Below are 23,412 nucleotides of genomic sequence, written 5' to 3' on the forward strand. Positions count from 1 at the left end.
CGTTTATTGATATTATGTATGCACATATTCTGATGTCAATGGGGTCGACAGCCATGCGAACCATCCATGCGGACCAGGCGCTCGTCGGCGGAGACTGGAAGCGCGACGTGCTGGTTCGGATCGGCGCGGACGGCCGGATCGCCGACGTTTCGACTGGCCGCGATCCCGACGCGCGCGAGGTCGGTGTGCTGCTGCCGGCGCCCGTCAATCTGCACTCGCATGCCTTTCAGCGGGCGATGGCCGGGATGACCGAAAAGCGCGGCCCATCCGGGCACGACACCTTCTGGACATGGCGAAGGCTGATGTTCCGCTTCCTGGAGGCGCTGACCCCCGAGGACGTCGAGGCGATCGCGGCCTTCGTCCAGATGGAGATGCTGGAAGCGGGCTATGCGGCGGTGGGCGAGTTCCACTACGTGCATCACCAGCCGGACGGGTCGCCCTATGACGATCTCGGCGAACTCAGCGCCCGCATTGCGTCTGCGGCGCGGCAGACCGGCATCGGGCTGACCCTGCTGCCTGTCCTCTATCAGCAGGGCGGCTGCGACGGCTCCGCCCTCGCTCCGGGCCAGCTCCGCTTCGGCAATTCGGTCGACCGTTTCGCCAAGCTGCATGAGCGGGCGGCAGCGCTGATACGGGAGCTGCCCGCCGACGCCCGCCTCGGCGTCGCACCACACTCCCTGCGGGCCGTCAGCCGGGACGGTCTCGCCGCCTGCGTCGCGCTGGCCCCGCAAGCCCCCCTGCACATGCATCTGGCCGAGCAGGCCGGTGAGGTGGAGGAGGTGTCGTCCGTCTACGGCCAACGACCGGTCGACTGGCTCTTGACGCATCACCCGGTGGACGAACGCTGGTGCCTCATTCACTGCACCCAGATGACCGAGGACGAAACGGTGCGGCTTTCGGCGACGGGCGCGGTGGCCGGGCTCTGTCCGATCACCGAATCCAGCCTTGGCGACGGAATTTTCGACGGCCTCCGGTATATCGGCCGTGGCGGGCAGTTCGGCGTTGGCTCGGACTCCAACATCCGCATCGCGCTGTCCGAGGAGCTGAGGACGCTGGAATATTCGCAGCGGCTGCGCGACCGGCACCGCGCGATCCTCGCCACGCCGGCCGCTTCGACGGGGCGCGTCCTGTTCGAGGGCGCGGTGGCGGGCGGGGCGCAGGCCGCAGGCCGCGCCTCCGGTGTCATCGCCGCGGGACGCTGGGCGGATCTTCTGGCGCTGGACAGCACCCATATCGATCTCGAAGAGCGGGCCGGCGACGCGATTCTGGACAGCTACATCTTCGCCGGCGACGACCGGATGATCACCGACGTCTGGTCGGCGGGCCGGCATCTGGTACAGGGCGGACGCCATATCGACAAGGACCGCATCGAAGGCCGATACCGGCAGGCCATGCGTTCGCTGAAAGACCGGATATGAGGGCCATCAACACCAACTCCTGGCGCGGCATTCACACCGAGCTTCTGCGTCGCATCAACGACAGGGAATGGCTGCCGGGCAGTATGCTTCCCAGCGAAACCGAACTTGCGGCCGAGTTCGGATGCGCCCGAACCACCGTCAACCGGGCGATGCGCGAGCTGGCGGATGCGGGGCTCCTCGACCGCAGGCGCAAGGCCGGCACCCGTGTCGCCCTCAACCCGACGAGCCGGGTGGTGCTCGACATTCCGATCATCCGCCTGGAAGTCGAGCAACGCGGCGCCGAATGGCGATACAGCCTGATCGAGCAGACCATCTGCGCCGCTCCGTTGCCGGTGACGAGCCGCCTCGGCCTGGAGCGGGATACGGAGATGCTGCATGTCACGAGCCTCCATTTTGCCGACAACCATCCTTTTCTGCATGAAGACCGGTGGATCAATGTCGGTGTTCTGCCGAAAGTCCGCACCGCCGATCTGTCGGCGCTGAGCGCCAACGAATGGCTGATCCAGAACGCACCCTATTCGGGAGGCGACATCGCCTTTTCAGCGACGAATGCCGACAAGGCCCTGGCGGATTTACTGGGGGCGCCGGATGGAGCGGCGATCTTCGTCGTCGACCGTATCACCTGGGACAAGGGCGAACCGATCACCTCGGTGCGGCTGTCCTATGCGCCGGGCTACCGGATGAACACCAAGATCTGATCCGCCACCTCACGGGCCGACGATGAACCGCGCCGCCACGGGCGAACGATCGGTCACCGGCGACAGGGAGTCACACACCGACTCGTAAGTCACTGGAAAATATCGATAATCTTGAATGGCTGGGGCGGCAGGATTCGAACCTGCGAATGGCGGCACCAAAAGCCGCTGCCTTACCGCTTGGCGACGCCCCAAAGCCTCGCGAGAGGTGCGTCTATAGCCGTTCGCTCTGCCATACGCAAACCATCGCGAACGCCGATCGCCGGAGAATGGCGCAGCCCTGAGAAACGGCAAGTCTTGCGCGCCCGGCGGCGCCTCAACGACCGATAATGGAGTCGTGCTGTCCGGCTTCTTCGGCTCGACCGCCACGCAACATCCGCGGCTCGCCCAGGCCCGATGCCGATCTTTGTCACGCGACAAAGAAGCGGCCCGCCGGCTCTGCCATCTTCGCCCTCGTTCGGCGGAGTGATGACGATGAGCGATACGGAACCCATACTCGACGTTCGCGGCCTACCCTGCGCGGTGCGCCGCGCGACCATCTTCGAAATGTTCGACCTGCTTCAGGACGGGCGTGCGTTGCAGATCGTCAACGATCATGATCCGGGGGGCCTGCGACGGCATTTCGAAACGCACGCTCCGGGTTGCTACGACTGGGCCTATCTCGTGGCTGGCCCCGAGGAATGGCGCGTACGGATCACGCGAGTCTGACATGCCGGCCATCGAGCAGGAGGTCCGGGAGGCGCTGCGCTCGGTCGACGACCCAGAACTGGGCGTCAACATCGTCGATCTCGGCCTCGTGCGATCGCTCGCGATCCGCGACCGCGATGTCGCGATCGTTCTGATGATGACGACGCCCACCTGCCCTCTCGGGGCTTTGATCGCCGAGACCGCGAAGGCCGCCGTCGAGCAGCGTCTGGGACTGGACTGGACGGTCGCGGTGACGCTCGACCGGGAGACGATCTGGCAGCCCAACCTGGCCGCTCCGGAGATCCGTGCGCGCTTCGCGCAGCCCCTGCCCGCCCTGGGCACAGCGGTAAAGGCAGGCCTCGCCCGCCTGTTCGCGCGGTCATGACGAGCACGATCCTCCTTCGCCTGCCGCTTCTCGCGATCACCGCCGGCGCCCTCGTCCTGGGCTTGGACGGGGGCTTGGCCCGCCTCGGTCTCGCGCCGGCTCCGATGGCCGCGCTCGACCTCCACGGCGCGGTGATGATCTGCGGCTTTTTCGGCACACTGATCGCGGTCGAGCGCGCCGTCGCGGACGGGCGGACCCCGGCGTTTCTCGTCCCGGCACTTGCGGCACTGGGTGCCGTCCTGCTGATCGCCGGCCAGGAGCGGCCGGCGGCCGCCGCGTTTCTCTCCGCCGGGCTCGGCCTGACCCTGCTCACGGGCCTCGCGGCCTTCAAGCTGCGCACGCTGTTTGCCGCGATCATGACGGCCGGCGCCGCCCTATGGGCCTGGGGGTGCGGCCTGTGGATCGCCGGCGCCTTCGTCATGGATGTCAGCTATCTTTGGCTCGGCTTCCTCATCCTCACCATCGTCGGCGAACGGGTGGAGCTGTCGCGGCTGATCAGCGTGGGAACCGGCGCGAAGGGCCTTCTCGTGCTGCTGGTGGCCTTGTTCGTCAAGGCGCTCGGGCGTGGAGAACCGTGGAACGGCGTTGGGCTGCTGGCACCCTCGATGGCCGGGATGGCCTTCTGGCTCTTCGTCCACGACATCGCGCTGAAGACGGTGACGACAAGCGGACTGGCGCGCTATTCGGCGGTCTGCCTGCTCGCCGGCTACGCTTGGCTCGCCGCCGCCGCCGTCAGCATGGCCGTTGCGCCTCCGGGCGTGGCCGCCTTCGGACACGACGCGGTCGTTCATGCCATCGGCCTGGGCTTCGTGCTGTCGATGGTGTTCGCGCACGCGCCGATCATCCTTCCAGCCGTGACCGGCATCGCCGTGCGTTACTTGCCGGCCCTCTATGCTCCGGCCATCCTGCTGCATACGGCGGTGGCCCTGCGCATCATCGGCGATCTCAGCGAACGGATCGCCCTCCTCTCGCTCTCGGCCTGGCTGACGATCGCCAGCATCATTCTCTATGTCGGGACGCTCGTCGCCTCGGCAGGCCGCACCGTCTGCCGGAAGCACCCGATCGCCTAGCCCGATCTTCTTGCCGCCATCAGATGCTGCAGGCATCGCAGTGTCGCCGTTGCGATCCCTCACGCGACGGACCCTCGGTCCATGTTTTTCTTATCGAATCTGAAAAATGTCGCTCTGGTCCCGCCGTCCCAGGCCTGACAGAGGCCGTCATCGGCCGGACAGCCTGCGCCGCTGCCGCTGCAATTGGCATCTTGACAGGCCGCCCAACTTGTACGCATCATCCTTAATTATGGAGCTTGTTACGTAGCAAGGGAATAACGTTTATGAAGACCTGCTTCTCCGTCGTCCTTGCCGCGGCCTTGGGATCGGCCGCCGTGCCAGCCCTGGCCCAGGATGTCATCAACTTCGCCATCATCGGCGAACCGGACACTCTGGATCCCACGGTCTCCACCAAGGACGTGGTGTCCATCGTCACCCAGCACGTGGTGGAAACCCTCTATACGTTCGACAGCTCCTGGGCGGTCGCTCCCCTCCTGGCCAAGGATCTCCCCACGATTTCCGAGGACGGCAAGACCTACGATATCACGCTGCGCGAAGGCGTCACCTTCTCCGACGGCTCGACCATGGACTCGGCCGACGTCGTGGCGTCGCTGGAGCGCTGGATGCGCGTCGCGGCCCGCGGCAAGGTCGTTGCCGACAAGGTGGAGTCGGTGACGGCCAAGGGCCCCTACGAGGTCGAGATCAAGATGAGCACGCCCTATGCGCCGATGCTCTCGCTGCTCGCCTTCTCCAATTCGGCCGCCGCGATCTATCCCGAAGAGATCGTTCCGGACGACGACAGCAACCTCACCGAGGTGATCGGCACCGGCCCCTACAAATACGGCGAGCACGTGCCCGACCAGTATCTGCAGCTCGTCCGTTTCGATGGTTTCGTGCCGCGCGACGAACCGGCCAATGGCGGCTCGGGCAAGCGCGGCCAGGTTCCGGACGAAATCCGCTTCGTGCCGGTGCCCGATCCGAACACCCGCGTCGAGGGCCTGTTGTCGGGCCAGTTCGATTTTGCCGATTCGCTGCCGGCCGAAAGCTATGATCGCATCGCCTCCAGCGACCAGGCCGAGCCTGTCCTTCTGGAACCGTTCGGCTGGCCGGTCTGGGCGATCAACCACAAGGCGGGGCTCTTGACCGACAAGACGATCCGCCAGGCACTGCTCGCCGCGCTGCCCTTCGACGACATGCTGTTTGCCGCCTTCGGCGACGACAAGTTCTTCAAGGTCGACGGCGCCATGTATCCGGAGAGCTGGAACTGGTATTCGGACGCCGGCACCGACCTCTACAATCAGAACGATCCCGAGAAGGCCGCGGAGCTTCTGGACGAGGCGGGCTACGACGGCACGCCGCTGCGGATTTTGACCTCGCGTCAGTACGAGTTCCACTACAAGATGGCCGAGGTCGCCAAGCAGGCGCTGGAGGCCGCCGGCTTCAAGGTCGAGATGGACGTCGTCGACTGGGCGACGCTCGGCCAGCGCCGCGACGATCCGGCGCTGTGGGACATCTACATCTCGCACTCGCCGTTCCTGCCCGAGCCGGCCCTGACCGACATGTGGTTCCCGAACGCGCGCATCGGCTGGTCGGAACCGGAAAAGGACAAGCTGGCCGAGGCCTTCGTCACCGAGACGGACCAGGCCAAGCGCCAGGAGATCTTCGCTCAGCTGCAGCAGAAGAACCTGGAGGACGTCGGCTTCATCAAGGTCGGCAACTTCAATGCGCTGATCGGCGAGGCGAAGTCGCTCGAAGGTGTCGATCCGTCGCCCTGGCCGTATTTCTGGAACGCCTCGAAGAACTAGGCTCCGAAGCGGCGGCCGGCCGCGATCGTCGCCGGCCGCCATCCTGTCGCGCATTGCCTTGCGACGCCCGATGACGGGCGCCGCATCCACCGTATCTCCACCCGGCAGGGATCATGCGGAACTACATCCTGAAGCGGCTGGCCGGTATGGTGGTGGTGGTGTTCCTCGTCCTCACCATCGCCTTCATTCTGGTCCGTCTCGCACCCGGCGACCCGGCGGCGCTGATGCTGGGGCCGGACGCCACTCCCGAGGACACAGCCGCCCTGCGGGCCCGCCTGGGGCTCGATCAGCCGATCGCGGTGCAGTATCTGACCTTTCTCGCCCATGCCTTGCGCGGCGATCTCGGCCAGTCGCTGTTCTTCAACCAGCCAGTCCTCTCCGTCCTGGCGCACCGGGCCGAGCCGACCATCTTTCTCGCCTTGTTCTCGCTCGCCTTCGCCATCGTCATCGCGCTGCCGATCGGGGTGCTCGTCGCCTACTATCGCGGGTCGACCGCCGATCAGGCGGCGGTGTCGACGGCCATGCTGGCGGCCTCCGTGCCGTCCTTCTGGACCGGCCTCATCCTGCAACGCTGGTTCGCCACCGACCTCGGCTGGTTTCCGGCCTCGGGCTATGGCGGTCCGAATACCGGCTTCCTCGACCGCATGGGCTATCTGATCCTGCCGTCGATCGTGCTCGGCATCGTCAACTCGGCGCTGATCCTGCGCTTTGCCCGCGCCTCGATGCTCGACGTGCTGGGCGAGGACTATATCCGCACCGCCCGCTCCAAGGGCATGCGCGAGAGCCGCGTCGTGCTGCGCCATGCCCTGAAGAACGCCGCGATTCCCATCGTCACGGTGGTGGGACTCACTTTCGCGCTTCTCGTCTCCGGCGCCGTGGTGACGGAACGCGTGTTCAACATTCCCGGCATGGGCAACCTCGTCGTCGGCGCCGTGCTCCGACGCGATTACCCCGTGATCCAGGGGACGCTGATCGTGGTCGCCACCCTTTATATCCTGATCAATCTGGCGGTGGACCTGCTCTATCTGCTGATCGACAAGAGGGTGCGCTACTGATGGCCGCCGCATCCGTCTCCGAAGATCCGGGGCTCTTTCGCAATCTGATCGAACGACGCGCAGTGCTGATCGCCCTGATCGTCTTCGGCCTGATTCTCCTCGCGGCGCTTCTGGCGCCTTGGATCGCGCCGGCGAGCCCATCCAGGATGTCGGTCCGCGCGCGCTTGTCGCCACCGCTCGGCGATTACCTGCTCGGCGCCGACGCCTTCGGCCGCGACGTGCTTTCACGCCTGCTCTATGCCGGCCGGATCTCGCTCATGATCGGTCTCGGCACCGCCGTCGTCTCCACGGCCGTCGGCATCGTCATCGGGCTCGTCGCCGGCTTCTTCCGCCGCCTCGATGCGCCGCTGTCGCGTCTGATCGACGCGATGATGGCGTTTCCCGACATCCTGCTCGCGATCGCGCTGGTGGCGATCCTCGGCGGCTCGATCGTCAACGTGATCGTGGCGCTGTCGATCGTCTATACGCCGCGTATCGCCCGCATCGTGCGGGCCGCCACGCTGGTCATCCGCGAGCTGCCCTTCGTGGAGGCGGCGCGCGCGCTCGGCACGTCGAATCTCTCGACCATGATCTGGCACGTGCTGCCGAACATCGTCTCACCAGTCACGGTGCAGGCCACCTTCATCTTCGCCTATTCGATGCTGGCCGAGGCCGGCCTGTCGTTCCTGGGCGTCGGCGTCGACCCCTCGATTCCGACCTGGGGCACGATGATCAACGAAGGCCGCCAGTACATCGACCAGGCCTTCTTCCTGATTCTCTTTCCCGGCATCGCGATCTCGCTGGCGGTGCTCAGTTTGCAGCTGATCGGCGACGGCCTGCGCGACGCGCTGGACCCGCGCCTTGCCAAGGACGTGTAATCGGATGGCTCTGACTCTCACCAATTTCCGCGCGATCGGCTTCGATGCCGCGCCCACGACGATCCACGTCGCCGACGACGGCACACTGACCGCGAGCGCGCCGGACGGCGCCCGGACACTCGACTGCGGCGGCGCCTATCTCTCGTCCGGCTGGTGCGACCTGCACGTCCATGTCTGGCACGGCGGCACCGACATCTCGGTGCGCGCAGCCGAAGCCGGGCGGACCACCGGCGTGACCGCGATGGCAGACGCGGGCAGCGCCGGCGAGGCCACCTTCCACGGCCTGCGCGAATACGTCATCCAGCCGGCGGCCGAGACCGTTCGCGCCTTCATCAACATCGGTTCGATCGGGCTCGTCGCCTGCAACCGGGTGCCCGAACTGATCGACATGCGCTCCGTCGACGTCGACCGGACGCTGGCGGTGATCGAGGCCAATCGCGACGTGATCTGCGGCGTCAAGGTTCGCGCGTCCGGCGTCATCGTTGGCGCCTGGGGCATCACCCCCGCCAAGATCGCCAAGCGCGTCGCCGAGATCGTCAACCTGCCGCTGATGGTCCATGTCGGCGAGCCGCCGCCGATGATCGACGAGGTGTTCGACATCCTCACCGAAGGTGACATCGTCACCCACTGCTTCAACGGCAAGAAAGCCGGCTCGATCGCCGATACGGAAGCCCTGTGGGCGCATGCGATGCGGCTTGCCGATTCCGGCGTGCGCATGGATATCGGCCATGGCGCCGCATCCTTCGACTTCGGTGTCGCCCGCAAGGGCATCGAGCGCGGCATGAAGCCCTGGTCGATCTCCACCGACCTTCATCTGCACAGCATCGCGGGGCCGGTCTACGATCTCGCCACGACCATCGCCAAGCTTCTGGCCGTCGGCTTGCCGCTTGAGGACTGCGTGACCGCCGTCACCCGCAATCCGCGCTCCGTCGTGGGCCTCGGATCGGGTCTCGAACCCGGAACCAGGGCCGATTTCACGATCTTCGACGTGGTCGAGTCCAGCATCGACACCGCCGATAGCCTCGGCAACCATCTGGTTCTCGACCGCATGGTCGAGCCGCGCATGACGGTGATCGGCCCCTCCGTCATGGAGGCCGCGCGGCGCACATGACGGAGGAGCCGATCCTCTCTGTCGAGGCGCTGCGCGTCGCCTTCCGCTCACGCCGTGGCGCGCTGACGGCGTTGCGCGACGTCAGCTTCACCCTGGCGCCCGGACGGACGCTGGCGCTGGTCGGCGAAAGCGGGTCGGGCAAGTCGGTGACCTCGCTGGCGCTGCTCGGGCTGCTGCCGACCAACGGCCGGGTGACGGCGGGCGCCGCGCGCTACCGCACCCGCGAGGGCGAGACGCTCGATCTGACGGGCCTGGCCACCGCCGGCTACCGCCGCATCCGCGGCCGCGAGATCGCGATGATCTTCCAGGAGCCGATGTCGTCGCTGAACCCCCTGTTCACGATCGGCGACCAGATCGGCGAGATGCTGCTGCTGCACGAACAGCTGGACGGGGCCGCGCGCCGCAAACGGGTGACCGAGATGCTGGAGATGGTCGAGATTCCGGCCGCCGCCTCGCGCCTCGACAGCTATCCGCACGAATTGTCCGGCGGCATGCGCCAACGCGTGATGATCGCGCTGGCGCTAGTATGTACGCCGCAACTCCTGATCGCCGACGAGCCGACCACCGCGCTCGACGTCACCGTGCAGGCGCAGATCCTCGACCTGATGCGGCGGCTGCAGCGCGAGATGGGCATGTCGATCCTCTTCATCACCCACGACATGGGCGTGGTCGCGGAGATGGCCGACGACGTCGCGGTCATGTATGCCGGCGCCGTGGTCGAGCAGGCTCAGGTGAAAGCGCTCTTCGCCCATCCGTCCCATCCCTATACGCACGGCCTGCTCGCATCGATTCCGCGCACCAACCGTCCGGATGGCGAACGGCTGACGGCCATTCCCGGCGCCGTGCCGCCGCTTTCCGCGCTGCCGCCCGGCTGTGCCTTCGCACCGCGCTGCCCGCTGGCAATCCCGGCCTGCGAGGAGCCGGTGGCCTTGCGCGACGTGCGGCCCGGCCACCGCGTCGCCTGCATCCGCGCCGAGGAGGCGATGGCCGATGCCTAGCAGCGCGCCGCTCCTGGCGATTCGAAATCTCTCCAAGCGCTTCGAGACCTCGCGCGGCGTCGTTCATGCGGTCGAGGACGTCAGCCTCGATATCGAACGCGGGTCGATCACCGGTCTGGTCGGCGAAAGCGGCTCCGGCAAGACGACGTTGGGCCGCACGCTGCTGCGCTTGATCGAACCCAGTGCCGGCTCGATCAGATTCGACGGAACGGAACTGACCGACCTGTCCGAGCGCGAGATGATGGCGATGCGCCGGCGCATGCAGATCATCTTCCAGGATCCGGTGGCCTCGCTCAATCCGCGTCTGAAGGTCGAGCACATCGTGGCCGAGGGCCTGCGCGCCCACCGGATCGGCAGCGTGCGCGAGCGGCGCGACCGGGTGGCCGCCCTGCTCAAGGAAGTCGGCCTCGCTCCCGATCAGATGAGCCGCTATCCGCACGAGTTTTCCGGCGGCCAGCGCCAGCGCATCGGCATCGCGCGGGCGATGGCGCTGGAGCCCGAATTCATCGTCGCCGACGAGAGCGTCTCGGCCCTTGATGTCTCGATCCAGGCGCAGATCCTGAACCTGCTGCTCGACCTGCGCGAGCGGCGCAATCTGACCATGCTGTTCATCGCCCACGATCTGAGCGTCGTCGACTATCTCTGCGACCGGATCGCGGTGATGTATCTCGGCCGCGTGGTCGAGACCGGCCCGGCCCGGCCTCTGGTTCGCGACCCGTCGCATCCCTATACCCGAGCGCTGCTGTCCGCCGTGCCGCAACCGGACCCGGAGGTCACGCGCCAGCGCCAGGTGCTGGAAGGGTCGATTCCCAGTCCGCTCGATCCGCCGTCGGGCTGCGTCTTTCGCACCCGCTGTCCCCGCGTCCTTCCGGCCTGCGCCGAGACCGTTCCACCGCCTGTGCCCCTCGGCACCGGACGGACCGCCCACTGCATCAATCTCTGATGGATTTCATGGCTTCGATCCCCTCTCTCCAATCCAGTGACGACGATACTCCGGAGGTCCGCCTGTCGCGGGCCGGCATCGTTCTGCCGGCCGCGCCGCCGGTGCCGATCGGCTCGTTCACCAATGTCAGGGACTCCGGCGGCCTGCTCTATGTCTCGGGTCAGGGGCCGGTGCTGGAGGACGGCCAGCTGATGCGCGGCAAGGTGGGTGCCGATGTCGCCGCCGAGGTGGCGCGCGGCCATGCCGAACTGGTGGCGCTCAATATCCTTGCGGCCCTGCGCGCCCATTGCGGCAGCCTCGATGCGATAGGCGGCGTGGTCAAGCTGCTCGGGCTGGTCAATGCAACGCCGGATTTCGACCGTCACTCCTTCGTCATCGACGGCGCCTCCGACCTGCTTGCGAAGATCTTCGGCACCGCCGGCATCCATGCGCGGTCGTCCTTCGGCGTCGCCTCGCTGCCGAACGGCATCACCGTCGAGGTGGAGGCGATCTTCGAACGTGTGGCCTAGTCTCAGCCTTCACCGGTCCGGCGCGACGCATCGCGCCCTCCCCGGCGGACTACGGTCGTCCGAGCGACTGCTCGACGGCAGCGGCGGACGCGCGCACGGCGGCAGCGAGTTCCTCCTGCCGTTCTTCCGCCTTGCGATCGGGCAGGACGATCGAGATCGTGGCGACGCACGCCCCCTTTTCGTCCCGGATCGGCGCTGCGATGCAGGCCACCGAAAACTCGCTGGCGTTGAACTGGACGGCCAGCCGGTTTTCGAAATCGGCCCGTGCCTGGGCCGACAGGCGATCGGGATCGGTCTCGGCCATGCCGGTCAACGACGGGCGGGCCGTCGCCGCAAAGGCGGCACGACGCGCCTTGTCGTCGAGATGGCCGAGAAGCAGTCGACCGGACGCGGTCCAGTTGAGCGGCACCCGCGTGCCGACATGGGAAGCGACGCGGAAATGACCCTCGCCCTCCGCCATGCCGATCACCAGCATCATGCCCTCGTCGCGGGTGCAGATCTGCACGGTCTCGCCCGTCGCCTCGACCAGCTGCTGCATCTCCTGCTGGGCCAAGCCGAAGACGTTCATGCGCGCCCGGTAAATCAGCCCGTAACGCATCAGCCGCGGCCCCAACCAGACGGCATTGTCCGGACCTCGCGACAACATCTGCCGCTCGACCAGTTCATCCACCAGCCGATAGATCGTCGAGATCGGCGCCCCGGCGCTCTTGGCCAGATCGTAGGCCGACATCGGCGTGCGACGCTCGGCCAGGATATCCATCACCTGCAGAGACCGGTCGATTCCGCTGGTCCGGCTCCGGGTCATATCGTTCATCGCGCGCTTTCTCCGTTTGGCTTCCATAAAAGAGGAAGACTCGGCGCGGTCAAGTCACACTCTGACGCGAAAACCGAAAGAGCGTTCAAGCGCCGGCCCGAACACCATCGCGAATGGCAGGCCGATCGGTCTCCCGTCCAATCCGGCCGGCACTCGGCCACAGCCTTTTCCTGATCCCCTCCAAGCGGCACACTCCATCGTCTGCTCACCTATCTGGACCCCGAGAAAAAATGACATCCCCTCTTCGCCACAACTCCCACATCCGGACACGTCTGGGTTTGCGCCAGGTGATCAACGTGTCGGGCACCATGACGTCTCTCGGTGCCTCGATCATGAACGAGGAGGCGATCGCGGCGATGGCCGAAATCGCCCCGGAATGGATCGAGATGGACGATCTGCAGCGTCGCGCCAGCGCCATCGTCTCCCGTCTGACCGGCGCCGAGGCCGGTTTCATCACCTCCTGCTGCGCTGCCGGCATCACCATGACGGTGGCCGGCGCGATCACCGGCGACGATCTTCTGGCGATCGAGCGGCTGCCCGATCGAACACCGGGCCTGAAGGACGAAGTAATCCTGCAGGTGGGCCACGCCGTGAACTACGGGGCGCCGGTCGACCAATCGATCCGGCTCGGCGGCGGAAAGGTCGTTCTGGCGGGCACCGCCACCGCGGTGCAACATCACCACGTCGCCAATGCGATCACCGAGAGCACGGCGGCCATGCTCTATGTCGTCAGTCACCATACGGCGTCCTACGGCATGCTCAGCCTTGAGGAGGTGGTGGACATCTGCCGGCCGCGCGGTGTGCCGGTTATCGTCGATGCCGCCTCGGAATACGACTTGAAGGGTTTTCTGGCCCGCGGCGCCGACGTGGTCATCTATTCCGGCCACAAGTTCCTGTCCGGCCCCACCAGCGGCATCGTCGCCGGCCGAAAGGATCTCGTGCGCGCCGCCTATCTGCAGAATCGCGGTGTCGGCCGCGCCATGAAGGTCGGCAAGGAATCGATTGCCGGCGTGATGGCGGCGTTGGAAGCCTGGGAGACGCGCGATCACGCTGGAATCCGGGCACGCGAGCGTGCGGCGCTCGATCTTTGGCTGGAGACGGCCAACGCCCTGCCGGGCCTCGAGGCGCGCATCGTGCCCGATCCGACCGACAACCCGCTCGATCGGTTGGAGATCACCGTCACTCCGGAGAGCGGCTTCACCGCGACCGGTCTCGCCAAGACGTTGGCGGCGGGCGAACCGCCGGTGATCGTGCGCGACCACGAATCGGAGCGCGGCTACTTCTACTTCGATCCCTGCAATCTCCACCCTGACGAAGCACAGGCCGTCGCGGACGCGCTGAAAGGCGCCTTTGCCGAACCGCGCCCGGACGGGGCGATGGCGCGGCCTTGCCGCAGTGCCGAAGCGGCGTTGCATTGGCCGGATTGAGCGCCAATTCAAATTGAGTGAACCTCGCCTTGCAGGGTCTTGCCAGCACAACCTAAGGATATAAAAAGAAAGAAGAATCAGTGCACGATTCGAGGTCGGCGATAGTATTGCCGACTTACAGAATCGGCAACGCAAAAAACGGACAAGGGAGATTCTCGTGAGCTTCCAGGCCTTCACCCTATCGCTTCCCTCGGGGAGGGAAGCCGGCCAAGTCCTGTGAATCTGTCTCTGCGCCTCTCCATTGTCATGGTCGCGCTCGTTGCGCTGACGGCAGGTGCGGTCGGTGTGCTGATCTACAAACGCGCGGTCACGGCCGTCGTCCCCTCGACCTTGCAGAGCCTGCGGTCAAACGCCGGCCTCGTCGCCGCCAACCTGGAAGGATTTGCGGCCGGAGCTCGAGCCGACGTCCTGGCTTTGAGCACTATGCCGTTCGTCGTCGACGCGGCGGTCGAGCTCGAAACGATCGCCCCCGCGACGCCGAGCGAGGGATCGCCCGGACAATGGCGGTCTCATCTTGCGGCGGTCTTCACCTCGATGCTGCAGGCACAGCCGCACTATCTGGAACTGAGGCTGATCGGCGCTGACAACAGTGCGATGGAACTGGTCCGCGTCGTGCGCGACGAATCCAGCCTCGTGACGCGCGTCATCAACGAAGCCGACCTGAGATCCAGAGCCGACCGCCCCTATGTCGCCGCTACACTCGCGCTGCCACGCGGTGGTGTCTACGTCTCCAGGCTGGACTACAGACGAGATGGCGGCGATGTCATCGAGCCCCCCATACCGGTGTTGCGGATCGCCACGCCGGTGCGCTCTGGAAGTGAAGCGCCGCTGGGCCTGATGATCATCATTCTCGACATGCGTCCAATCCTGCAGCAGCTTCCCGTGCAGACGCCCAACGGCGCAAACCTCTATCTGGTCGACGCTGAAGGCAACTATCTCGTCCATCCCGATCCGCGGCGCGCCTTCGCCTTCGAGCGCGGCGATCCGGCCCTGTTCCAGGACGATTGGCCGAACCTCGCGGACATCGTCACGACCGAAGCCCCGATGACGACGACCGCCGTTGGCGCCGACCACATCGAATATGCCGTCGCCGCCTGGCCGGTCAGGCTGGCGGAGGTTCGGCCGCTGTTGGTGCTGGAGCTGATGCCAATCCCCCAACTGCTGGCGCAGTTCGGCAATGTCGCGCGCTCGAGCCTCAATGTCGGGCTCGCCGCCGCCCTGATCGCGGCGCTGCTGGCAATGGTGATGGGCATCACCTTCACCCGTCCGCTGCGCGAGATCGCCCGCGCGGTCGATCCAGCGGAGACGACCGCGCGCCCCCTGCCGCTCGAGGCCAAGGGCGAGATCGGCGTGCTGGCCCGTGCGCTGCATCGCTATATGGAAAGCGAGACGCGGCTCGGCGCCGTCATCAACTCGTCGGTCGATGCGGTCTTCACCACCACGCTCGACGGCATCGTCACCTTCTGGAACCCCGCTGCCGAAAAGCTTCACGGCTATTCGGCGGAGGAAGCGATCGGTGCCAATGTCGCGATGGTGGTGCCGGACGACCACAAGGAGGAGCTGATGGCGATCATGGGCCGCGTCGCGCACGGCGAACCGGTCGCTCAGCATCAGACCGTGCTGACGAACAAGGACGGCGAGCGCCGCGACATCTCCCTGACGATCTCGCCCGTGCGCAATTCCGATGGCGAGGTGGTCGCGATCTCCAAGATCGCCCGCGACATCTCGCATATTCTGGCCCAGGAACGGCGGGCACATCAGCTTCAGGCCGAGGCGGCGCACGCCTCCCGCCTGAACGCCGCGGGCCAGATGGCCGGCGCTCTCGCCCACGAACTGCGCCAACCGCTGACGGCGGTGGTCAACTACGCCAAGTCGGCGCAGCGCCTGATGAGCCAGCGGCCTTTCGAAGGGGACGAGCGGCTGTCGCGCTATATCGATAAAACCGTGGAGCAGGCGCAGCGGGCCACGATCCTGATTCGCCGGATGCGCGAATTTATCGGCAACCCGAACGCCACGGTCGAGTTAAGACAGATCAACGACGTCGTTGAGGAAGGCCTCGAAACGGCTCTGCTGGGACAAGCGGAGCCGATAGAGATCATCCGCGACTACGATCCCGACCTTCCGTTGGCACCTGTCGATCGCGTGCAGCTCCAGCAGGTCATCGCGAATCTCGTCGCCAACGCCGTCGAAGCGATGACCAACTGCAACCGGCGCGTGCTGACCGTGACCACAAAATTCGACGATGACCGCATCAAGGTGAGCGTCGGCGACACCGGGCCGGGTCTCGCCGCCGAGATTCGCGGGAGACTGTTCAAGCCGTTCCAGACCACCAAGCCGAAGGGCATGGGGTTGGGGCTGGCGATTTGCCAATCCATCATCGAAACCCACGGCGGGGAGATGACGGTTGTTAGTAGCGAAACGGGTACCACATTCTATGTATTCATACCGATCACACAGGCACAATCATGGTCGATGCAAACACTGTCTGCGTAATCGATGACGATCCGGATGTGCTGGACTCTATCTCCGCACTTCTGGAAACTTCGGGCTTTACCGTATCTGCCTTTCGGTCAGCTGCGGCATTCTTGAGTCGGAAACCTTTCGAGGCCGGCTGCCTCATCGTTGATCTCAAGATGCCGGAGATGACCGGGATCGAATTGCAGCGACGGCTTGCCCAGGACGCCGCGCACCTGCCCGTCATCGTCATCAGCGGATTCGGAGAGCTGCGCACCGCCGTCGAGGCCATGAAACTGGGCGCCATCGACTTCATCGAAAAGCCTTTCGACGACGAGATGCTGCTCGGCGCGGTGAAGCAGGCGCTGACTCAGGATCGCAACAAGCGCCAATGGCTGGACGCCCAGAACAGGGCGGCACAACGGCTGGCATCCCTTTCACCGCGGGAGCAGGAAGTTCTGGCGGAAGTCGCCCAGGGATCTCCCAGCAAGATCATCGCCTACAATCTCGGAATCTCGCGACGCACCGTGGAAATCCACCGCACCAACATCATGCGAAAGGTGGGCGTGAGGAATCTGGCCGAACTGGTGAGTCTCACGCATCAGGCGGGACAGGCGCCGGCGCTGGATATGTAGTTTTGCTTATTGTTGAGGCAGTCCCTGTATAGCATGATCTGTCATGCTTGTTGGGGCTCCGCCATGACTCCATTGGCTGGAATCACCGTATTTGTGGTCGATGACGACGAGGCCGTGGGCGAGTCTTTCGCCGCCTTGCTCGAAATCGAGGGGGCTACGGTTCGATCTTTTTCGTCTGCAGAGGAGGTGCGGGCAACGCCGCTCGATGATGACGGCTGCCTTTTGATCGACGTGGACCTGGGATCGGAGAGTGGCCTCGATCTGCTGGCCTGGCTCAGGACACACGGTGTCCGAATGCCCGCCGTCATGATGACAGGCAAGCTATCGCCCGGATTGCCGGCGGCGGCCGCGCAAGCGTCGGCCACTGCGCTCCTGGAAAAGCCGCTGGATAGCGAAGATGTCGCCAGGGTGATCGCCAATTGTGTGGCCATGAGCGGCCGAGCCTAAGCCGAATGTACGGCGTCTTTTATGGAAAACGTTTCATACGTTAGAATTTTCTCGATTTTTTTCATGTTCTAGAATAGTGAAATGGCAGTCTCATTTCATATGATCAGGCGTTCTTACCAAAATCCCTTGTTTAGAGTAAGTATAAATACTAGCTTAAGGGAATTGAAGATTTCTATTAAATCAGAATTGCTTAATACGAGGAGAGCGAAAGGCGCCGGCGCGTAGAGCGGGAACTCGGCACCATAAGGAGAAACGCTGAAATGCTTCAACATCATGACACGGTAGGCGCGGCGGCCTTTGCGTTGACGGACGCGGCACGGCTTCTGCGTAGCGAAATCGACAAGAGCGTGGTCGAAAGCGGAATCGAACTCACACCGGGCGCGATCCGCACGCTTCTGCTCATCCAGCAATACCAGGGCGTTCGCCAATCGGTCTTGGCCGAACGCATGGGCGTCGAACCGATGACGGTGACGGCCTATCTGGACCGACTGGAGGCGCGTGGACTGATCGAACGGAAGGTCGATCCGGCCGACCGTCGCGCCAAAGTGGTGACGGTGACCGACAAGGTCGAGCACGTCTTCAACGAGATTCGCCCGATCCTGACAAGGGCTTACGAACGGGCGATGAGCGGCATCGAACCGATGGCTCGGACCGTCGTCGAATCGTCTCTCGAAAGGATGCGCGTCAACCTGTCCGAGGTTTGAGGCTGCAGACGAGCCGACGCCGCAACACCACAAGGCGCAGCGGCTTCGAACGGTCTGTGATGCGACAGACTCTATTTGCAGCAGGGGATGGCGAGCCGATTCGCTCTGACCCCTCACGGTATCGAGCGTGACACCGAAAACCCGGGTTTTCGGTGTCACGCTCCGGCTGCATTCCGGACAGCTTGCCTCCCCCGCCCAGCAGACAGATCAAGCTTGATCGGCCGGTTGCCTCAAGCCGGATCGTCGTCGGCTGCCATTCAGGTAGTCCGCTTCGGCGGCAGCGCCTGTCATTCTTCTTGATCGCTTGCCCTCCAACACAACACACAGACAATTCAAAAATAAACTTGCGTGACAATCATATGTATTTTTGCGTATTTGAATTTTTTGTGAAAGGTCCTAACGTCGAAAAGTAACGGTCCCATAGTTCTCGAGCTGGAACGCGCGATTGGCGTCGATTGGAGGCCGTGGTCGGTGTGCGTGAACAGCGTCAAACATATCTCGGCGAGCAGAGGGGACGGACATGCCGAGAATTCTTGTCATCGAGGATCGGCTCGACGCGCTGAACACTGTTGGACGGGCGCTGGAATCGCAAGGCTATGTCACGTGCACGGCCGATGATGGCGATCAGGGCCTTTCCCTGTTGGGCCAGGGGCGCTTCGATTGCGTCTTTATCGATATCTTCATGCCCAAGCTCGACGGCCTGGGCACCATTCGCCAGATCCGATCCATCGATCCGGACATTCCCATCGTGGTGATCTCGGGCCATCCCGTTACGCAGGTTTGCGACGGCCGCCCGGACTTTCTCAGAATGGCGGTCAAGCTTGGCGCAGCGGCGGCATTGCGCATGCCGCTGTCGGCAGATCGGGTGATCGATGCGGCCGATCAGGCGCTGGCAACCGCTGGAGCCGATAGCGCGCTGCCGGGATATCGGCAATCCACCGTCCCGGCCGCCGTGGCGTTGCTGACCGCCGGCTATGGCGAGAGCACCGCCGATCGACGCGATGCCGCTCGCCCTGCCTGGCTCAGGTTCGGTCTGGACGCGCCCCTCTTCGCCTAGCTAGGTCGTCCTGCGGGCGGCGAGCTTGTCCGGTTTGGCGCCTCCCAGGGCCCAATCCAGCAGTTCGACCGTATGCAGAACGGGGATATCGGTCGACGGCGCGAGTTGCGTGATGCAGCCGATATTGCCGGTGGCGACCACCTGTGGCGCAACGCTTTCGATGGCGCCCACCTTGCGGGTCCGCAGCTTCGCCGCGATCTCCGGCTGCAGGATATTGTAGGTTCCTGCCGAGCCGCAGCACAGATGGCCCTCCGGCACGTCGCGGACGACAAACCCGGCATTCGCAAGCAGCAGCTTCGGCTGGCGGACGATTCTCTGGCCGTGCTGCATCGAGCAGGCGGAATGGTACGCGACGACGAGGCCGGGTTCTATCGAAGGCAGCGGCAGGTCGAGCCCTGCCAGGAACTCGGTGACGTCCATCGCAAGGGCCGACACCCGCGCCGCCTTCTCGGCATAGGCGGGATCGAGCCGGAACAGATGGCCATAGTCCTTGATCGCCGTGCCGCAACCGGAGGCCGTGATGACGATCGCGTCGAGCCCGCCCTCGTCGAGCGCCCGGCACCATGCATCGATGTTGGCCTTCGCCAGCGCCACGCCTTGCTTCTGCTCTCCCATGTGCTGGACGATGGCGCCGCAGCAGCCCTCCCCCTCCACGTCGACCACCCTCACGCCCAGCCGGATGAGCAGCCGGACCGTAGCGGCGTTGATGCCGGGATCGAGCACCGATTGGGCACAGCCTCGAAGCAACGCGACGCGCTTGCCCGAGGCGGGCCCGGCGGAAACGGCACTGCGCCGATCGTCGCCGGAGGACGGCAGCCGCGCCGGAGCCATGCGCAACATGGCCGCCAGCGGCTTCAGCGATGCAACACGCTCGAAGACGCCCGCGATCGGACGAGCGAGCCGTGCCATCGACAGGGCCGCGCGAAACCGCTTCGGATAAGGCAAGGTCCTGGCGAGCAGCCAGCGAATGGCGCGATCGGCCAGGGGCCGACGATAGGTCTTTTCGACATGCTCGCGGCCGTGCTCGACCAGATGCATATAGTCGACGCCCGAGGGGCAGGTCGTCATGCAGGACAGGCAGGTGAGGCAGCGGTCGAGATGGGTGACGACCTCGGGCTCGGCCGGCCGGTCGTTCTCCAGCATGTCCTTGATGAGATAGATGCGGCCACGCGGCGAATCGAGTTCGCTCCCGAGCGTCACATAGGTCGGGCAGGTCGCAAGGCAGAAGCCGCAATGCACGCATTTGCGCAGGATTGATTCGGCTTCCGCGACGTCCGGATCGGAAAGCTGAGACAGAGAGAAGGACGTCTGCATCAGCCGAGCCGTCCCGGATTGAGTACGCCCTTTGGATCGAACTGATCTTTGAGCCGCCCAGTCAGGGCCGCGAGTGGACCGGCTTGCGGCTGAAATACCGGGATAGCGGCTCGCGCCGCATCGGACGCCCGCACCAGCGTCGCATGACCGCCGCCGAAATGCGCGACGGCCGTCCGCACCAGGTCGGCCTCCGGCTCTCCCACCTCCATGCGCAGCCAGATCAGGCCGCCCTGCCAGTCGTAAAAGGCATCGATGGCTGCCTGCATCCTCAGCGCCATGACGATCTCGTGGCCCCGTGTCGGCGTGACGGACAGGCGCCAGACCGGCTTGTCGGTGCCGTCGGCGAAGGGGACCGCGTCGCGCACGTCGCGCCAGAAGGCGCGAGATTGCCCGGCCTCCAGCCGCTCCAGCGGCGCCACGCGCGTCAGGGCCTGACCCAGATAGGCGGCTCGCGCCTCGACCGATGGTCCGAAGCCTTCGAGCCGCAGCGCCGTCGCCGCGTCGCTTCCGAGCGCGCCGCCGAGAACCCGGGTCGCAACCAGATGCGGCAGATGAGCCGCCCCCGAGACTTCCGCCGACGAACCCATCGCGGCGGCCATGGCACCGGCGGCCGCGTCGTCCAGCAGCCCGCGCAGGAGCAGCGTCGTCTCGGTCTCGGTCTTCGGCATCACCTTCACGGTGATCTCCGTCAGGATCGCCAGAGTGCCGTAGGAGCCGGCCAGGCCCTTGGCGAGGTCGTAGCCGGTGACATTCTTGACGACCCGTCCGCCGGACTTGAAGATCTCCGCACGTCCGGAAACGGCCTGCACGCCGAGCACGTGGTCGCGGGCCGCGCCGTGCTTGATCCGGCGCGGACCGGAGAGATTGCAGGCGACGACCCCGCCCAGCGTGCCCTGGCCGGGCGCGAGCCCGTGCAGCGGGCCGTAATCCATCGGCTCGAATTCCAGCCGCTGGCCGTTCCCGTCGAGCAACCGCTCGATGTCCGCGATCGGCGTTCCGGCCTTGGCCGACAGAACCAGTTCCTCCGGCTCATAAAGCGTGACGCCCGACATTGCGGCGAGCGAGACCGCGCGCGAAGCGTACATCGGCCGGCCGAGGCCGCGCTTGGAGCCGGTACCCTCGACCGCCAAGGGCGCCTCGTCGGCAATCGCGGCGGCCACGACGTCACGCACCGCCTCGGGCGAATCGGGCGTCATAATCGTGAGATTCTGCTCGTCCGCGGTCTGCCATGCAGCCATTGTCAGAACCTCGGCAGATCGGGAAATGCGACCTGCCCTCTGTGAACGTGCATGCGTCCCAGTTCGGCGCAGCGATGAAGCTGCGGAAACACCTTGCCGGGATTGAGAAGGTGCTTGTCATCGAAGGCGCATTTGACGCGCTGCTGGTGCTTCAGATCGTCCTCGCCGAACATCGCCGGCATCAGGTCGCGCTTTTCCACGCCGACTCCGTGCTCGCCGGTGAGTACGCCGCCGACTTCGACGCACAACCGCAGAATGTCGGCGCCGAACGCTTCCGCGCGGTCGAGTTCGCCCGGCTTGTTGGCATCGTAGAGGATCAATGGGTGGAGATTGCCGTCGCCGGCGTGAAAGACGTTGGCGACGCTCAGCCCATATCTCTCCGATAGCGCCTTCATGCCTACCAGAACCTGCGGTAGCGCCTTTCGCGGGATGGTGCCGTCCATGCAGTAATAGTCGGGCGAGATACGGCCCGCCGCGGGAAAAGCCGCCTTGCGCCCGGCCCAGAACAGGATGCGCTCCTCCTCCGACTGCGAAGTCTGACAGGTGGTCGCGCCATTGTCGCGGGCGATGGCCTCGACGACGCCGAGGAGATGATCGACCTCCGCAGCCGGCCCGTCCAGTTCGACGATCAGCAGCGCCTCGACGTCGAGCGGATAGCCGGCGTGGACGAAGTCCTCGGCGGCGCGGATCGCCGGTCCGTCCATCATCTCCATGCCGCCGGGGATGATGCCCTCCGCAATGATCGCCGCGACGCAGGCACCGGCCTCCTCGCTGGTCGGAAAGCCGATGAGCACGGCACGCGCCGTCTCCGGCTTCTGCAGGATGCGCACCGTGACCTCGGTGACGACACCGAGCAGCCCTTCCGAGCCGGTCATCAGCGCGAGCAGGTCGTAGCCTTCGGAATCCAGATGCTTGCCCCCCAGGCGGATGACCTCGCCTTCGATGGTCACGAACTCCAGTCCCAGCACGTTGTTGGTGGTGAGCCCGTATTTCAGGCAATGCACGCCGCCGGAATTTTCCGCGATATTACCGCCGATCGAACAGGCGATCTGCGAGGACGGGTCCGGCGCATAGTAGAAGCCGCGGTGCTCCACCGCCTTGGTGATGCCGAGATTGGTGACCCCTGGCTGCACCACGGCACAACGATTGTCGAAGTCGGTCTCCAGGACCCGGTTGAACTTCGACATCACCAGGAGAACGCCGTCGGCAAGCGGCAGCGCACCGCCCGACAGCGACGTACCGGCGCCGCGAGGCACCACCGGAATCTCTTCGGCATGGCAGTATCGGAGGATCGCCGCGACCTGTTCCACCGTTTCGGGCAGAACCACGGCCAGCGGCATCTGGCGATAGGCGGTCAGCCCATCGCTCTCGAAAACCTGCATCTCGCGCGGCGTCTCGACCACGCCTTCTCCCGGCACGACAGCGCGGAGCGCGGCCGCGATCTCCTGCCGGCGGTTCAAAATCGCCTCGTTGGGCTTCGGCATCGCCAGCGCCATTCCCGACCTCCCGCGCTCGGCCTTGCAACAGCGGGAATCGTTACCCGTCCGAGGCCGGCAAGTCCACGCCGGCCGTCGTCCAGCCAGCCTTCAACTGGCGGCGTCTGCCTTTCACGACAGCCGAAAGATGCTTTCCCAGCTCAATACAACCGCCGCTGAAATGGGATGCCGTCCTATGGACGAACTAGAACCATTCCATAGTTATCCGCAAGCCGCCCAGGCTGGCGCGACATCATCGCTGCTCGATCAAGCCACATCCTCGGACCGACATCGTTGGAGTTTGTGCGACGGGCATCCGGCGTTCGCCGTGCGTA

The 23,412-nt window shown here is 65.3% G+C and carries 22 protein-coding genes and 1 tRNA gene; 18 read left to right on the forward strand and 5 right to left on the reverse strand.

The annotated features are described in order from the left end of the window. Positions 1-53 precede the first annotated feature (53 nt). The gene (locus SMD10_RS00530; RefSeq protein WP_331683674.1) at positions 54-1,418 is read left to right on the forward strand and encodes a formimidoylglutamate deiminase; all 1,365 of its coding nucleotides are present in this window, start codon (positions 54-56) and stop codon (positions 1,416-1,418) included. Continuing rightward, positions 1,415-2,116 (forward strand): histidine utilization transcriptional repressor HutC, encoded by a 702-nt coding sequence (hutC, locus tag SMD10_RS00535; RefSeq protein ID WP_331683675.1) that lies wholly within the window; start codon positions 1,415-1,417, stop codon positions 2,114-2,116. Before SMD10_RS00530 ends, hutC begins: the two co-directional genes overlap by 4 nt. 116 nt (positions 2,117-2,232) lie before the next feature. On the opposite strand, the gene SMD10_RS00540 is transcribed toward hutC, so the two are convergent. Next, positions 2,233-2,307, reverse strand: a tRNA-Gln gene (locus SMD10_RS00540). 280 nt (positions 2,308-2,587) lie between these two features. On the opposite strand from SMD10_RS00540, the gene SMD10_RS00545 reads away from it, so the two are divergent. From SMD10_RS00545 to SMD10_RS00590, 10 genes are all read left to right on the forward strand, one after another. Further along, the gene (locus tag SMD10_RS00545) at positions 2,588-2,821 is read left to right on the forward strand and encodes a DUF2249 domain-containing protein (RefSeq protein WP_331683676.1); all 234 of its coding nucleotides are present in this window, start codon (positions 2,588-2,590) and stop codon (positions 2,819-2,821) included. Position 2,822: 1 nt separating this feature from the next. Continuing rightward, a complete protein-coding gene (locus SMD10_RS00550; RefSeq protein ID WP_331683677.1) occupies positions 2,823-3,185 on the forward strand; it encodes a metal-sulfur cluster assembly factor in 363 nt (120 codons plus the stop codon). Further along, a complete protein-coding gene (locus SMD10_RS00555) occupies positions 3,182-4,255 on the forward strand; it encodes a DUF8744 domain-containing protein (protein ID WP_331683678.1) in 1,074 nt (357 codons plus the stop codon). The genes SMD10_RS00550 and SMD10_RS00555 overlap by 4 nt, the downstream gene beginning before the upstream one ends. Before the next feature lie 263 nt (positions 4,256-4,518). Then, positions 4,519-6,039, forward strand: coding sequence for an ABC transporter substrate-binding protein (locus SMD10_RS00560; protein WP_331683679.1), 1,521 nt, complete (start codon positions 4,519-4,521; stop codon positions 6,037-6,039). Between the two features lie 113 nt (positions 6,040-6,152). Further along, the gene (locus SMD10_RS00565) at positions 6,153-7,094 is read left to right on the forward strand and encodes an ABC transporter permease (protein ID WP_331683680.1); all 942 of its coding nucleotides are present in this window, start codon (positions 6,153-6,155) and stop codon (positions 7,092-7,094) included. Further along, positions 7,094-7,951, forward strand: a complete 858-nt coding sequence (locus tag SMD10_RS00570; RefSeq protein ID WP_331683681.1) for an ABC transporter permease — start codon at positions 7,094-7,096, stop codon at positions 7,949-7,951. Before SMD10_RS00565 ends, SMD10_RS00570 begins: the two co-directional genes overlap by 1 nt. 4 nt (positions 7,952-7,955) lie before the next feature. After that, the gene (locus SMD10_RS00575) at positions 7,956-9,062 is read left to right on the forward strand and encodes an amidohydrolase/deacetylase family metallohydrolase (protein ID WP_331683682.1); all 1,107 of its coding nucleotides are present in this window, start codon (positions 7,956-7,958) and stop codon (positions 9,060-9,062) included. Further along, positions 9,059-10,060, forward strand: coding sequence for an ABC transporter ATP-binding protein (locus SMD10_RS00580; protein WP_331683683.1), 1,002 nt, complete (start codon positions 9,059-9,061; stop codon positions 10,058-10,060). The genes SMD10_RS00575 and SMD10_RS00580 overlap by 4 nt, the downstream gene beginning before the upstream one ends. After that, entirely contained in the window at positions 10,053-11,003 is a 951-nt protein-coding gene (locus tag SMD10_RS00585) for an ABC transporter ATP-binding protein (RefSeq protein ID WP_331683684.1), read from the forward strand. The genes SMD10_RS00580 and SMD10_RS00585 overlap by 8 nt, the downstream gene beginning before the upstream one ends. A gap of 8 nt (positions 11,004-11,011) precedes the next feature. Beyond that, entirely contained in the window at positions 11,012-11,512 is a 501-nt protein-coding gene (locus tag SMD10_RS00590) for a RidA family protein (protein WP_331683685.1), read from the forward strand. A gap of 49 nt (positions 11,513-11,561) precedes the next feature. On the opposite strand, the gene SMD10_RS00595 is transcribed toward SMD10_RS00590, so the two are convergent. Then, positions 11,562-12,326 carry an IclR family transcriptional regulator gene (locus SMD10_RS00595; protein WP_331683686.1) on the reverse strand — a complete coding sequence of 255 codons (765 nt, stop codon included), beginning with the start codon at positions 12,324-12,326 and terminating at the stop codon, positions 11,562-11,564. A 230-nt stretch (positions 12,327-12,556) separates the two neighbouring features. Here SMD10_RS00595 and SMD10_RS00600 point away from each other — a divergent pair, with 230 nt between their 5' ends. The 6 genes from SMD10_RS00600 to SMD10_RS00625 all read left to right on the forward strand — a co-directional run bounded on the left by SMD10_RS00600 (position 12,557) and on the right by SMD10_RS00625 (position 19,050). Beyond that, the gene (locus SMD10_RS00600) at positions 12,557-13,753 is read left to right on the forward strand and encodes an aminotransferase class V-fold PLP-dependent enzyme (protein WP_331683687.1); all 1,197 of its coding nucleotides are present in this window, start codon (positions 12,557-12,559) and stop codon (positions 13,751-13,753) included. A gap of 216 nt (positions 13,754-13,969) precedes the next feature. Continuing rightward, positions 13,970-16,246 (forward strand): sensor histidine kinase, encoded by a 2,277-nt coding sequence (locus SMD10_RS00605; RefSeq protein WP_331683688.1) that lies wholly within the window; start codon positions 13,970-13,972, stop codon positions 16,244-16,246. Beyond that, a complete protein-coding gene (locus SMD10_RS00610; protein ID WP_331683689.1) occupies positions 16,219-16,842 on the forward strand; it encodes a response regulator transcription factor in 624 nt (207 codons plus the stop codon). Before SMD10_RS00605 ends, SMD10_RS00610 begins: the two co-directional genes overlap by 28 nt. Before the next feature lie 63 nt (positions 16,843-16,905). Beyond that, positions 16,906-17,289, forward strand: coding sequence for a response regulator (locus SMD10_RS00615; RefSeq protein WP_331683690.1), 384 nt, complete (start codon positions 16,906-16,908; stop codon positions 17,287-17,289). A 260-nt stretch (positions 17,290-17,549) separates the two neighbouring features. Then, the gene (locus SMD10_RS00620) at positions 17,550-17,993 is read left to right on the forward strand and encodes a MarR family winged helix-turn-helix transcriptional regulator (RefSeq protein ID WP_331683691.1); all 444 of its coding nucleotides are present in this window, start codon (positions 17,550-17,552) and stop codon (positions 17,991-17,993) included. 520 nt (positions 17,994-18,513) lie between these two features. Next, positions 18,514-19,050 carry a response regulator gene (locus tag SMD10_RS00625; RefSeq protein WP_331683692.1) on the forward strand — a complete coding sequence of 179 codons (537 nt, stop codon included), beginning with the start codon at positions 18,514-18,516 and terminating at the stop codon, positions 19,048-19,050. Here the strand turns inward: SMD10_RS00625 and glcF are convergent, their stop codons facing one another. Genes glcF through SMD10_RS00640 form a run of 3 tightly spaced genes read right to left on the reverse strand, consistent with a single transcriptional unit; the run spans position 19,051 to position 23,098 of the window. Continuing rightward, positions 19,051-20,364 carry a glycolate oxidase subunit GlcF gene (gene glcF / locus SMD10_RS00630; RefSeq protein ID WP_331683693.1) on the reverse strand — a complete coding sequence of 438 codons (1,314 nt, stop codon included), beginning with the start codon at positions 20,362-20,364 and terminating at the stop codon, positions 19,051-19,053. After that, positions 20,364-21,602: a glycolate oxidase subunit GlcE gene (glcE, locus tag SMD10_RS00635; RefSeq protein WP_432757144.1), complete on the reverse strand. Its 1,239-nt coding sequence runs from the start codon at positions 21,600-21,602 to the stop codon at positions 20,364-20,366. Before glcE ends, glcF begins: the two co-directional genes overlap by 1 nt. A 2-nt stretch (positions 21,603-21,604) precedes the next feature. Continuing rightward, complete coding sequence (locus SMD10_RS00640) at positions 21,605-23,098, reverse strand: FAD-linked oxidase C-terminal domain-containing protein (protein WP_331683694.1); 1,494 nt, start codon at positions 23,096-23,098, stop codon at positions 21,605-21,607. Positions 23,099-23,412 lie beyond the last annotated feature (314 nt).

The sequence above is a fragment of the Consotaella aegiceratis genome (assembly GCF_036541425.1).
Lineage (GTDB): Bacteria > Pseudomonadota > Alphaproteobacteria > Rhizobiales > Rhizobiaceae > Consotaella > Consotaella aegiceratis.